The following is a 12,790-nucleotide window of genomic DNA, read 5'->3' on the forward strand; positions in this document are numbered from 1 at the left end:
ACGACAGACGGGGGCCTGACGTGACAGATCCGCGATGGGGCGAGCAGTGGGCGTCGGTGGTGGTGCCCGCGCGACCGCCGCAGCATCCCGACTCCGAGGTGCGCCGACGGAGGGCTCGTCGCCGAGCGACCGGTCGACGTCTGGTGCTGTGGGGCGTCGTGACCGCCGCGGCGGTCCTGGTGGTGGTCGTGGTCTGCGCGGCCTGGGTCGGTGCGAACGCGCTGACCGCGCGTGACGAGCTCCAGGCGTCGGCCGACGACGTCGTCGCGCTGCGTACCCAGGTGCAGGCGGGCGAGATCGACCGCTCGCAGTCGACCGTGCGGGACCTGCAACGGCACACGAGCGCCGCCCGGGAGGCGACGACCGGGGTGCAGTGGACCGTCGTGGGTGCGCTGCCCTGGGTCGGACCGAACGTGCGCGCCGTGCAGACGGTGTCCGACGTGGTCGACGACCTCGCGACGAGCGCGCTGCCCGCGCTCGTCGACGCGACGCGCGTCATCGACCCCAGCACGCTCGCGCCGGTCGACGGGCGGATCGACCTCGAGCCGCTCGCGGACGTGGCGCCCCAGGTGGTGGCCGCCGACGTCGCGGTCTCCACCGCCCAGGACCGCCTCGCGGGGATCGACACCAGCCGCCTCGTGCCCCTCGTCGAGGCGCCCGTCACCGAGCTGCGCTCGCAGGTGGCGTCGGTCGCGGAGACGACGGCGACGGCGTCCCGGGCCGTCCGGCTCCTGCCGCCGATGCTCGGGGCGGACGGGCCGCGGCGCTACCTGCTGCTGGTCCAGAACAACGCCGAGCCGCGGGCCACGGGCGGGATCCCGGGGTCCGTGCTGCTGCTGACGGCCGACGACGGGCGCGTCGAGATCAGCGACGAGCACGCGGGCAGCAGCCTCAACGGCCTGTCCGAGCCGCCGCTCGCACTGACCGACGGCGAGGTGGCGCTGTTCGGGCCCCACTTCGGGGAGTCGATGCTCGACGTGACCCTCACCCCGGACTTCCCGCGCGCCGGGCAGCTCGCCCGCGCGATCTGGGCGCGGACCGTCGGCGGGGACGTCGACGGCGTGCTGTCCGTCGACCCGGGCGCGCTCGCGGACGTGCTGGGCGCGACGGGCCCGGTCACGCTCGCCGACGGGCGCACGCTGAGCGCCGAGAACGCCGAGGAGCTGCTGCTCCACCAGGTCTACCTCGAGACCGACGACACCCAGGCCCAGGACGCGTTCTTCGCGTCCTCGGCGCGCACGGTGTTCGACACGCTCACGAGCGGTGTCGGCGGTTCGCCGAAGCTGGTCGAGGCGCTCGCGACCGCGGCGCGCGAGGGCCGGCTGGACGTCTGGTCGGCCGACCCGGCCGAGCAGCTGCTGCTCAGCGGCACCGTGCTCGCGGGTGAGCTCCGGGGGCACCGCGGGACGTCCCCGGTGGTGGGCGTGTACCTGCAGGACGCCAACGCCGACAAGATGGGCTACTTCCTGCGGCCCGAGATCACTCTGACGCAGACCGCATGCCGCCCCGACGGCTCTCAGACGATGGACCTGAGCCTGACGCTGACCTCGACAGCTCCCGCGGACGCGGCGAACCTGCCGGACTACCTCACGGGGCGCGCGGCGGGCATCGCGCCGCCCGGCGAGATCTGGACGAACGTGATCGTCTACGCACCGACCGGAGGGTCGATCACGAAGAGCACCGTGAGCACGGGGGAGCCGGGGCTGTTCTCGCAGTTCCACGACGACCTGGCGGTCGGCGCGCGGACCGTGAAGCTGGCGCCCGGCGCGGCGTTCACGCTCGGGGTCCAGATCGTCTCCGGCCCCGGTCAGCCGGGCGTCCCGGTGGTCCGCTCGACGCCCACGGTGAAGGGTGCGACACCCGTGGTCACGGCCTCGCTCTGCGGCGCGGCGTCCACATCGTGAGAAATGCTGGAACTGGTCGGTAGCGACGTTCTCAGCGTTCTCGCAGCGCACGGTCACGCGATCTCTTCACCGGTGTCATAACTCGCGCAGTCCTGCGACCTGTTCTCGCCACCAGGGTGTGCGCTCCGGACGCCCGTCGCTATCGTGAGGAACCTGGCACAGCGCAACGGGCTCGTTCCACGTAGCACGCGCAACTGGGGGGTTGCCATGAAAGCACGCATTCTCGCGACGGCTGCCACGGCAGCGGCACTGGCCCTGGCCCCCGCGGCCGCGGCGTCGGCGGCGTACCCGCCCACGGTGATCACGTGCACGATCAACATCGTCATCACCCAGCAGGGCATCATCTTCACCATCACGTGCACGGGGTTCATCCCGACGCCCGGGGCGACCGCCCTCGTCACGGTGACCTCGCGCAACCCGGCCACGCCCGACAGTGCCATCAGCATCAGCGGCACCAAGTCGGCCGAGGTGCCGATCAACGCCGACGGGTCGGTCAACGCGAGGGTCGCGATCTCGGCACCAGGCGTCTACGACGTCACGGTCACCGCGGGTGGCGTGTCGTCCACGCAGACGGTCGTCGTCCCGGCGACCGGCACCGGCACCGCCGCGGGCGGGCTCACGTCGGCGGCTTCGGGCGCGTCGACCGCCGCGGGTGGACTGTCGGCGACGGGCACGGACGTGCTCCCGCTCGCCGGCGGCGCGGCCGCCGTGCTGCTCATCGGCACGGGCGCGGTGATCGTCGCTCGTCAACGCAGGCGCGAGACCGCCTAGAGCCCTGCAGCTGTCCTCGGAGCCCCGGGGCGCGCTTCCACCGTCCGGCCCGGAGACCCGTCTCCGGGCCGGACGTGCGTGCGGGCACGAGCCGGGTGCGTACCCGACGACGAGCACCTGTCGAGCGCAGGACGTGCCGGCTGAGGACTCGGCGAGCGCGAACCGCGCCGGGCGTCGCGAGCCCCGACAGCGTCGGGCTCAGGACTCGTCGAGCTCGGGGACGCGCGCTCCCGGCCAGAGGCGGACCTTGGCGCCCCCGCCGCTCCGGACGTGCCGGGCGGCGCCGACCGGGTCCGGATCGGCGACCGTCGTCCCGCCGCTCGTCGTCCCGCCGGTCGTCGCGCCGGTGGCGGCACGTGTCGAACCCTCCGAGGCGTAGTAGTCGTAGTACGGGTACCGGTCACCCTGCCGCCGTGTGAGCTTGTTCAGCACCACGCCGAGCACGCGTGCGTCCACCGACTCCAGCGAGCCGAGCGCCTCGGCCAGCTGGTGGCGGCTGACCGTGCCGGCCCCGACGGCGACGAGCGCACCCCCGGCGAGCTTCGCCAGGACGGCGCCGTCAGTCACGGGCAGCAGCGGCGCGGTGTCGAGCAGCACGACGTCGTACCGCTCGGTGAGCGTGCTGAGCACGGCCGACATCGCCCGTGACCCGAGCAGCTCGCTCGGGTTCGGCGGGATCTGGCCCGACGCCAGGACGTCGAGCCGGTCGCTGCCCCACGGCTGCAGAACGTCGTCGAGCGTCGCCTGCCCGATGAGCACGGTGGTGAGCCCGACGTTGCCCTCGATGCCGAGGTAGGACGCGATGCTGGGCCGGCGCAGGTCGGCGTCGACGAGGGCCACCCGCGAGCCGGCGTCCGCGAGCGTGATGGCGAGGTTGATCGCGGTCGTCGACTTGCCCTCGGCGGGGATCGCCGAGACGAGGACGATCGCCCGCGACCGTTCACCGACGTCCAGGAACTGCAGGTTGGTGCGGAGCCGGCGGAACGCCTCGGCGCGGGGACTCTGGGGGCTGCCCTGGACCACGAGCGGGCTCTGCTCCGCGGTGCCGTCGAGCGGGATCGAGCCGATGACCGACGCGTCCGTGACCTTGCGCAGGTCGTCCTCGTTGCGCACCCGCGTGTCGAGCAGCTCCTGGCCGACGGCCGCGGCGATGCCCAGAGCGAGCCCGAGCACCAGCCCGATGGCCAGGTTCACCTTGGCGTCGGGCGAGCTCGGGGTCCCGGGGACGCCGGCCTCCGCGACGGTCGACAGCCGGATCGGGTCCGAGCCGGTGGCCGGCGTCGGCGCGAGGTCGGAGACCGCCTGGGACAGGTGCGACGCCACGGCGTTGGCGATCGCCGCCGCCCGCTCCGCGCTCGGGTCCGTGACGGAGATCGAGATGATGACCGTGTTCTGGGGCACCGTCACCGAGATTGCCTTGCTGAGGGTGCCTGGCCCGACGGTGAGGCCGAGGTCCTCGATCACCGGGTCGAGGACGGCCGGCATGGTCGCGAGCTGGGCGTACGAGCGCACCTGGCTCTGCGAGTAGGTCGAGCCCTGCACCAGGTCGCCGACGGTGTCGCCCGAACGGACCGAGACGAACGTCTTCGTGGTCGCCGTGTACATGGGCGTCGCGAAGACGGTCGCGAGGACCGCGAGCGCGAGGCCGAGCGCCGTGACGACCGTGACGGTGAGCCACCGCTTGCGCAGGATCGCGACGTACTCGTGCAGTTCCACCAGGTAGCCCCCCCCACCTGCTGTGGCCTCACGGACCACGCTCTGCTGGTCGGCTCATGCTCTCACGCATGTCGATCTGCGTCTCTTGGCTCAGTCCCCGCTCCCGCGGAGGCTGCCCGGACGCCCCTCGACGACCTGTGTCGCTCCTGAGGGATATCGCCTAGCCTGGCCGCAGGGTCGCGCTGGTGAGTGCAGCACAGAGCGATGGGGGGCAGTTGTGGGTCGCATTCGCGTGCCATGTCATCGTCCGGGTGGCGTTCGTCGCCGTGCGACGGCTCGATGAGCATGCTCCTGGTCCACGAGTGGATCTCCCCGACGGGCGGGTCCGAGCGTGTGTTCGACCGCATGGTCGACGCGTTCCCCGAGGCCCGGGTCCTGTGCCTGTGGAACGACGACCACGACCGGTACCCGGGCAGGACCGTGGAGCAGACCTGGCTGGCGCGGACGCCGCTGCGGCGGCACAAGCCGCTCGCCCTCGCGGCGAGCGTGCTCGCCTGGCGCGGCGTGGACACGTCCGACGCCGACGTGGTCCTTGTGAGCTCGCACGCGTTCGCCCACCACGTCGGGCGGCACGCACGCGCCCGGCACGGTCGCAAGCTCGTGTACGTCCACACCCCGGCGAGGTACCTGTGGGCCCGCGACCAGGACGCCCGCGGCGGCGTCGCCGCGTCGGTGCTCGCAGCGCCGGCGCTGCGCTCGATCGACCGGTCGCGGGCCGACGCGGCGACGGAGTACGTCGCGAACAGCCACTTCGTGCGTCGGCGGATCGAGTCGGCGTGGCACCGCGACGCCCGGGTGATCCACCCGCCGGTCGCGGTCGAACGGATCCAGGAGGCGCGCAGCTGGGCCGACCGGGTCGTCGGCGACGAGCGGGCGGTCCTGGACCGGCTGCCCGAGACGTTCCTGCTCGGGGTGAGTCGGTTCATCGGCTACAAGCGGCTTGACCTGGTCGTCGCGGCCGGCGAGGCGGCGGGCCTTCCGGTCGTGCTCGCGGGCGCAGGCCCCGAGGAGGAGGCGCTCCGGCAGCGCGGCGCGGAGGCGATCGTCCCGGTGACGATCGTCCGGCGGCCGTCCGACGAGCTGCTCTACGCCCTCTACGAGAGGGCGCTCGCGCTGGTGTTCCCGGCCGTCGAGGACTTCGGGATCGTGCCGGTCGAGGCGATGGCGTGCGGCACGCCGGTCGTCGTCAACGCCGCCGGCGGTGCTCCCGAGGCGGTGATGCCCCCGGCCGGCGGCGTGGCGGTGCACCGGTTCACGCGGACCGAGCTGGCCGACGCCGTCGCGGGTGCCGCCGCCCTGGACCGAGCCGGGGTGGCGGTTCACGCGCGCCGGTTCTCGACGCGCCGGTTCGACGCGGAGCTCCGCGGTTGGGTGACCGGTCGGCGTGACACGGTCGACGACCCGCAGGTCGGGCCCGCTCCCGGGACCGACCGTGGCTGAGCCCTGGGTCCTGGTGCTGGGCACCGCCGACTGGGACCAGCCCATTGCGACGAACCAGCACTTCGCGGCGCGCGAGCTGGCCCGCGAGTTCCGGGTCACGTTCGTGGAGTCCCTCGGGCTGCGGCGCCCGCAGCTCTCGGCGCGGGACCTGCAGCGCGTCCGCCGACGGCTCACGCGCGGACGGACTGCGCCGGGCGGTGCTCGACGCGACCGGCCGCCCGGTCTCGACGTCGTCTCCCCGGTGATCCTGCCGTACCACCGCGGACCGAGCCGGGCGGTCAACCGCCGGGTGCTGCACCGGTCTGTCGCGCCGTGGGTGCGACACCCGGGTCCCCGCGTCCTGTGGACCTACTCGCCCGAGACGTACGGACTGGAGTCCGTCGCCTCCGGCGCGCTGTACCACTGCGTCGACCTACTGGCCGAAGTGGCGGGGATCTCCGCGACGGTCGTGGAGCGGGGGGAGCGACGGCTCGTGGGGTGCGGCGCGCGGGCCGCCGCCACGAGCGACGTCGTGCACGACCACCTGCGGCGGGCCGGGTTCGCCGACGTGCTCCGGTGGCCGAACGTGGCGGACGTCGCAGTGTTCCGCGACGGGTCGCGGACGCTGGGGGAGCGGCACCCGGGGCGGGCGGTGTTCGCCGGGAACCTCACGGCGTCCAAGGTCGACTTCGCGCTCCTCGAGCGCCTCGCCGGGTCGGGCACGGACGTCCACCTCGCCGGACCGGTGGCGCAGGGCGGCGGCTCGGCGGGGGCCGAGCTGCGGCGGACCCTGGACGCGGGCGCGACGTACCACGGGATGCTCGAGCCGGAGCAGCTGGCGGACCTGTACCGCAGCGCCTCGGTCGGGCTCATCCCGTACCTCTCGAACCCCTACACGCGCGGCGTGGACCCGCTGAAGACCTACGAGTACCTGGCGGCCGGGCTCGCGGTGGTGTCGACGCCGCTGCCGTCGGTGCGCGAGGTGGACGGCGACGTCGTCGTGCGGCCTGCCGATGACGGCTACGTCGACGCGGTCGCGCGGTACGGGTCCGAACCGGACGCCGCGGTCCGGGCGCGCCGGCTCGCGCTGGCCGAGGAGCACAGCTGGGAGCGACGGGGGACCGAGCTCCGGGCGGTCGCACGTGAGCTCGTCGCGGAGGCACGACGATGACGGGCGGCGCCGCGCTCGTCGAGCGCACGTGGCGCACCCGGCCCGCGCCGCACGCGCCGGAGCGGCGGACCGGCGGGGCGGCGGCCGTGCTGGTCCCGCTGATCTCGACGACGGTGCTGTGGGCGGTGTTCGTCCAGCTGCGGCTCACGAGCGCGATCGTCGTCGCGCTCATCTCGTCGTTCGTCGTCGTGCGGCAGATCGTGCTGACGGTGACCCAGCCGCACGGCGGACCGGTCGCGCTCGTGTTCTGGACGTTCCTGCTCGGCTGGATGTGCGTCGGCTCGCTCGCGCAGATGGGCCAGGGGAGGCTGCCGTGGCCGGACTCGGGGCTCGACGACCTGTACCCGTGGGGTCAGCTCCTCTTCCTCGGCGCGATCCTGTCCTACCTCGGGGGCGCCCGGCTCGTGTCGGGCCGGCGGCGACCGGAGGACGCCGACCGGACCCCGGCGGCCGGCGCACCGAGGGGCCGGCTGGCCGTCCTGATCGTGTGCGCGATCCTGCTCGCGTTCTTCGTCGTCACGACGACCGGCGGGCTGCCGACCCGCTTCACGACGCGGGACGAGGCCGGCGCGGCGGTGGGTGAGGCGCTCGGCGAGATGGGCGCGAGCGGAGACACCGTGCGGCTGTTCCTGATCAACCGGCTGCCCGTGGCGATCCTCACCGTCGTGGGCTACGCGTCGGCGGACGCGCTCGTCCGCGCGAGGCGCTCCCGCTCGGCGGGCGTCATGGTCGCGGCGCTCCGGCTGCTCGTGTGCGTCGCGCTGCTCGTCATCCTGGCGAACCCCTGGTCGACGCCCCGCTACCTGGTGTTCAGCGCCGCGGGGGCCGTCGTGCTGGGGTTGGTGCCGCTGCTCAACGTGCACCGTCGGGCCGTCGCGGCCGTCGTCCTCGTTCTCGGCACCGTCGTCCTCTACCCGCTCGCCACCTGGTTCAAGAAGTCGGCCACCCAGACGTCCCGCAGCGTCGACCTGTCGACGTTCACGGGGATCGACTTCGACGGCTTCCAGACCACCATGACGGCGCTGGCCCACGTCCGCGACTACGGCTACGCGCACGGCGAGCACATCCTCGCGGCGTTCGCGTTCTTCGTGCCGCGGTCGCTGTGGTCCGGCAAGGCGATGCCCGCGAACCTCGACATCGCGGCCGACCGCGGGTACTCGTTCCTCAACCTCAGCCTGCCGCTGTGGTCGGAGCTGTACCTGGACGCGACCGTCGTCGGCATGGTGCTCGGCATGGGCGTGCTCGGGTACGTGTCCCGGACGCTCGACATCGCGTACAACCGGCAGGAGGGCGGGCTCGCCCCCCACCTCGCCGTGCTCGTCGCGACGGCGCAGGTCGGGCTGCTGCGCGGTCCGCTCGGCGGGTCGGTGGTCTTCTTCGGCACCGTCGTCCTCATCGGCTGGTTCGCCTTCGCGCGGCGCGGACGCGCGCCCGCCCTCGCCGGTGACCTCCGTCAGGACGTGCCGTGAGCGCGCCCGCGGGGGTCCGGCGCGCGGGCGAGCCGGTCGTCGCGCCGTCGGGCGGAGGCGAGCGCTACGCGCACGTCGACGCGCTCCGGGCGGTGGCCGTGCTGCTCGTCGTGCTCGCTCACGCAGGTCTCGCCCAGGTGGTCCCCGGTGCCACGGGCGTGACCGTGTTCTTCGCGATCTCCGGGTTCGTCATCACCACGGTCCTGCTCCGCGAGCGCCGGCGGACCGGAGGGTTCCAGCCCTCCGCGTTCTACGCGCGCAGGCTCCTCAAGCTCGGACCGCCGTTCGTCGTGGTGGTGCTCGTCCCGACCCTGGTCTTCGCGGTGCTGTCGAGCATCGACTGGCGCGCGGTGTCCGCCCAGGTGTTCTTCGTCTACAACTGGCTCTACACCGACGGCAGCGCCGGCCGGGTCCTGCCCGGCTCGTCCGTGGTGTGGAGCCTCGCGATCGAGGAGCAGTTCTACATCGTCTTCGCGGTGTTGTGGATCATGGCGGTGCGCTCGCGGCACTGCACACGGTGGCTGCTCGTCATCGGCACCGCCGCGGTGCTCACCGGGCCCGTCGTCCGGACGGTGCTCTGGTCCGAGGGCGCGTCGAACACCCGGATCCTCTACGGCACGGACGCCCGCGTCGACTCGATCGGGCTCGGCATCATCGCGGCGGTCGTGGTGGACGTGCTGAGCGATCCCGCCCGGCTGCCGCGGGTCCGGCGGGTCCTCGCGTCGGACGCGGCGGTGCTGGTCGCCGGGGTGCTGTTCCTCGCGTCCGCGCTGGTCCGGCAGGACCTGTACCAGCGGGTCGCGCGCCCGTCGGCGGAGACCCTCGCGGCCGCGCTGCTGATCGCGTACGGCCTGCTCAGGACGAGCGGACGGCTCCGGACGGCGCTCGGGCGGCTCGCGGGGCTGCGGGTCGTGCAGGTGGTCGGGCTGGCCAGCTACAGCATCTACCTCGCGCACCTGGTCCTGATGCGCGCGATCGGGTCCTCGGTGGACGGCCTCACGGCGGCGTTGCGGATCCCGCTGCTCGTGGCGCTCGGCGTCGGCGTGGGCGTCCTGTGCTGGCGGGCGGTCGAGGTCCCCGCGCTGGCCTGGCGCCGACGCGTCGTCGACCAGCGCCCGGCGGGTGGTGGCGCATGACGGCGCGTCCGGTCGTCACGGTGGGGGTCCGGTCGATCTCGTTCGGTGACGGCATCGGCGGGATGGAGCGGGCCGCGGGCCAGCACGTCCGGCAGCTGGTCGACGCCGGGGTCGAGGTGCGCCTGTTCGCGCCCGCCGAGCACGTGCACGGCCAGCTGCCGCCGTCTGTGGTCCTCGTCGACGTGCCGTGGCCACGGTGGGACCGGCGCACCGCGGGCCTCGGGTTCGGACCCGCCTACCGTCAGTGGAACAGGCGGCTGGCCTCCGCGCTGCTCGCGCGGCGTGCACCTCGTGAGGTATGGCACCTGCACGGCGGTGCGGCCGGGGTGCTGCGGCGCCGGTCGGTGCGCCGGTCGCGGGTGCCGACCGTGGTCAACCCGCACGGCATGGAGGAGTTCGGCTCGTTCGACCTGCTGCGCTACCCGCGGCGCGTTTTCCTGCGGTCGGAGGCTCGGCAGGCCCGCCACGCGTCCCGCGTGATCGCGACGGACACGCCTCTCGTGGACGCCGTGGTGCGGAACCTGCGGGTGGCGCGCGAGCGGGTCGTCGTGATCCCCAACTGCGTCGACGCCGCAGCGCTCCGGCGGCAGGCCGACGGCGCGACGCCGCCCGCGCGGTTCGAGATCGTCACCGTGGGCCGTCTGGTCCGGAACAAGGGGTACGACCTGCTCCTCGACGCGCTCCGGCGACCGGAGGTCCGGCGGGTCCTGCCGGCGGACGCCGCTTGGGTGCACTTCGGCTCGGGGCCGTATGCCGAGCGCCTGCGGACCGCCGCGGCGACCGCCGGTGTGCCGCTCAGCATCCGGGAGCGGCGCACCGACGTGGAGGTCCAACGCGCGCTGTCGACCGCCGGGATGTTCGTGCAGCCGTCCCGGCACGAGGGCAGCAGCCTGACGACGCTGGAGGCGATGGCCCACGGCCGGGTGGTCGTGGGCACGCCCGTCGGCGGGATCCCCGACAAGGTCGTCGACGGCCGCACCGGGTTCCTGGCCCGGTCCGCCACCGCCGAGGCGCTCGCGGACGCGATCGTGCGCGCCGCCGGAGCGGCACCCGATGTCGGGCTCGCCGCCGCGCGCGAGGTCGACGAGCGGTTCGACCTCGCCGCCATGACCGCGGTGCACCTGGCTCTGTACGCGGGCCTCACGGGCGCGGTCGACGGCCACGGACCGACGAGCAGCGACTGGCCGTCGTCGCGGGTCGACGGCGCCGACCGGTCCACGGTGGCCGTCTGCGTGCCGACCTACCGCCGGCACCGGGAGCTCGAGGCCCTGCTGCCGCTGCTCGTCGAGCAGGCGCGGTCGGTCGAGCCGAGCGCGACCGTCGTCGTCGTGGACAACGACGAGACGGCGAGCGCCCGCGACATCGTCGAGCGGTTCAGCGGGAGCGGGTGCAAGGTCCGGTACGTGCACGAGCCCGAGCCCGGGATCGCCGCCGCACGGAACGCCGCGATCGCCGCCGTGCACGACGTCGACGTCGTGATGTTCGTCGACGACGACGAGCGGCCGGTCGGCGCGTGGCTGCGCACCATGATCGACGTGTACGAGGAGCTGCGTCCGGCGGCCGTGGTGGGGCCGGTCGTCTCGCACTTCGACGTGCCGCCCGACCCGTGGGTCCGCGCGTTCGGGTTCCCGCCGCGGCCGAGGTTCGCCACCGGGACGTCGCGGCCCATGGCGGCGACGAACAACCTGCTGCTCGACATGAGGACGATCCGCGCGTTGGGCCTGACGTTCGACCAGAGGTTCGGTCTGACCGGCGGGTCCGACACGCTGCTCACCCGACAGCTCGTCCGGGCCGGCGGCCGCATCGTCTGGTGCGACGACGCCGAGGTGCACGAGGACGTGCCCGCCCACCGGCTCACGAGCCGCTGGGTGTACCGCCGTGCGCTGCGCGGGGGCAACACCTGGAGCCGCACCTCGGTGGTGCTCGCGGACGGCCCGCTGCGACGGACGGGTGCGCGGCTCGTGGGGTCCGCGGACGGTGTCGCCCGGATGGCCGTGGGCGTCCTGCTCGCCGGCGCGGGCGTCGTGAGCCGCGACCTCGACCGGCGGGCACGTGGGGTGCGCACCGCGATGATCGGCGCCGGGCGCACGCTCGGCGCGGTGGGCGTCACGCTGCAGGAGTACCACCGGTGAACGTCGTGATCCTGACCTCCAACTTCCGCAGCAACTCGCTCGGGCGCGCCTACTGCCTGTGGCTGCTGTGCCGGTCGCTCGGCTGGGACGTCACGCTGCTGTCGCCGCAGGGCGACGAGCTGTGGGCGCCGCTGGCAGGGACGGAGTTCGCGCAGGACTGCGACGTCGCGGGCGACAGGTCCCTGGCGTCGATGTCCGAGACCGTGCAGCGCAGCGACCTGGTCATCGCGGCGAAACCGCTGCCGGAGTCGTTCGGCGTCGCGCTCGAGCTGAGCCGTCTGGCCCGCCGGCCGCTGCTCCTCGACATCGACGACCCCGACATCGAGCACCAGCTGTCGTGGGCCGACCCGGCCCGGCGGGCCGCCCGCGCCGTCTGGCGCCGGGAGCGGGTGGCCGAGCTCAAGCGCCTGCGCTCGGCGGCGTTGCGGACCCCCACGATCGCGAGCAACCCGACGCTCGCCCGACGCTGGCGCAGCACGGTGGTGCCGCACGTCCGCGAGGACCCCGGGCTCCGCGCGGGGCAGCGCGACGACGCCCCGACGATCGCGTTCGTGGGCACGGACAAGCCGCACAAGGGGCTCGACGTTCTGCGCGCGGCCGTCGCCCGGACGCAGGACCACGGGTTCCGGCTGGTCGTGACGGACGTGCCGCCGCCGGACCCGAAGCCGTGGGAGCAGTGGATCGGCACGACGACCTTCGACCGGGGCCTCGACGTCGCGGGCACCGCGGACATCGTGGCGCTCCCGTCGAGGCCGACGGTCTACTCCCGCGCCCAGCTCCCCGTGAAGCTCGTCGACGGGATGATGCTGGGCAGGACGGTCGTGGTGTCGGACCTGCCGGCCACGCGGTGGGCCGTCGGCGACGCCGGCGTGCTCGTGCGGCCCGGCTCGGTCGGTGCGTTGACGCGCGCGCTGGTGAGCGTGCGCGAGCGGTCCGTGCGGACGCGGCTCGGGGAGCGCGCACGTGAGCTCGCCCTCAGCCGGTTCGCCCCCGACCGGGTGCGCGACACCTTCGCGGTCGCGTGCCGTGACGCGATGAGCAGCGGTTCCTCATGAAGGCCGCCGAGAGGTGC

9 protein-coding genes are annotated in these 12,790 nt (G+C 74.0%); 8 read left to right on the forward strand and 1 reads right to left on the reverse strand.

The window, feature by feature from the left end:
* Positions 1-20 precede the first annotated feature (20 nt).
* A complete protein-coding gene (locus tag J7523_RS00855) occupies positions 21-1,904 on the forward strand; it encodes a DUF4012 domain-containing protein (protein ID WP_291881233.1) in 1,884 nt (627 codons plus the stop codon).
* A 207-nt stretch (positions 1,905-2,111) separates the two neighbouring features.
* Positions 2,112-2,675 (forward strand): hypothetical protein, encoded by a 564-nt coding sequence (locus tag J7523_RS00860; RefSeq protein ID WP_291881234.1) that lies wholly within the window; start codon positions 2,112-2,114, stop codon positions 2,673-2,675.
* Between the two features lie 198 nt (positions 2,676-2,873).
* Here the strand turns inward: J7523_RS00860 and J7523_RS00865 are convergent, their stop codons facing one another.
* Positions 2,874-4,391 carry a polysaccharide biosynthesis tyrosine autokinase gene (locus J7523_RS00865; protein WP_291881235.1) on the reverse strand — a complete coding sequence of 506 codons (1,518 nt, stop codon included), beginning with the start codon at positions 4,389-4,391 and terminating at the stop codon, positions 2,874-2,876.
* 279 nt (positions 4,392-4,670) lie between these two features.
* Between J7523_RS00865 and J7523_RS00870 the strand changes: the two genes are divergently transcribed.
* Genes J7523_RS00870 through J7523_RS00895 form a run of 6 tightly spaced genes read left to right on the forward strand, consistent with a single transcriptional unit; the run spans position 4,671 to position 12,773 of the window.
* Positions 4,671-5,831 carry a glycosyltransferase gene (locus tag J7523_RS00870; RefSeq protein ID WP_291881236.1) on the forward strand — a complete coding sequence of 387 codons (1,161 nt, stop codon included), beginning with the start codon at positions 4,671-4,673 and terminating at the stop codon, positions 5,829-5,831.
* Positions 5,824-6,981: a glycosyltransferase gene (locus J7523_RS00875; protein ID WP_291881237.1), complete on the forward strand. Its 1,158-nt coding sequence runs from the start codon at positions 5,824-5,826 to the stop codon at positions 6,979-6,981. Before J7523_RS00870 ends, J7523_RS00875 begins: the two co-directional genes overlap by 8 nt.
* Complete coding sequence (locus J7523_RS00880) at positions 6,978-8,450, forward strand: hypothetical protein (protein WP_291881238.1); 1,473 nt, start codon at positions 6,978-6,980, stop codon at positions 8,448-8,450. Before J7523_RS00875 ends, J7523_RS00880 begins: the two co-directional genes overlap by 4 nt.
* Complete coding sequence (locus J7523_RS00885) at positions 8,447-9,586, forward strand: acyltransferase (RefSeq protein ID WP_291881240.1); 1,140 nt, start codon at positions 8,447-8,449, stop codon at positions 9,584-9,586. The genes J7523_RS00880 and J7523_RS00885 overlap by 4 nt, the downstream gene beginning before the upstream one ends.
* Complete coding sequence (locus J7523_RS00890) at positions 9,583-11,718, forward strand: glycosyltransferase family 4 protein (protein ID WP_291881242.1); 2,136 nt, start codon at positions 9,583-9,585, stop codon at positions 11,716-11,718. Before J7523_RS00885 ends, J7523_RS00890 begins: the two co-directional genes overlap by 4 nt.
* Positions 11,715-12,773 carry a glycosyltransferase gene (locus J7523_RS00895; RefSeq protein ID WP_291881243.1) on the forward strand — a complete coding sequence of 353 codons (1,059 nt, stop codon included), beginning with the start codon at positions 11,715-11,717 and terminating at the stop codon, positions 12,771-12,773. The genes J7523_RS00890 and J7523_RS00895 overlap by 4 nt, the downstream gene beginning before the upstream one ends.
* Positions 12,774-12,790 lie beyond the last annotated feature (17 nt).

Origin of the sequence: Cellulomonas sp. (assembly GCF_017744555.1) — a bacterium.
In the GTDB taxonomy this organism is placed as follows: Bacteria; Actinomycetota; Actinomycetes; order Actinomycetales; family Cellulomonadaceae; genus Cellulomonas.

Excerpts from the sequence above, each read along its gene's own strand:
- J7523_RS00870 (WP_291881236.1), top strand. The coding sequence starts at position 4,671 with ATGAGCATGCTCCTGGTCCACGAGTGGATCTCCCCGACGGGCGGGTCC.
- J7523_RS00880 (WP_291881238.1), top strand. The coding sequence starts at position 6,978 with ATGACGGGCGGCGCCGCGCTCGTCGAGCGCACGTGGCGCACCCGGCCC.
- J7523_RS00890 (WP_291881242.1), top strand. The coding sequence starts at position 9,583 with ATGACGGCGCGTCCGGTCGTCACGGTGGGGGTCCGGTCGATCTCGTTC.
- J7523_RS00860 (WP_291881234.1), top strand. The coding sequence starts at position 2,112 with ATGAAAGCACGCATTCTCGCGACGGCTGCCACGGCAGCGGCACTGGCC.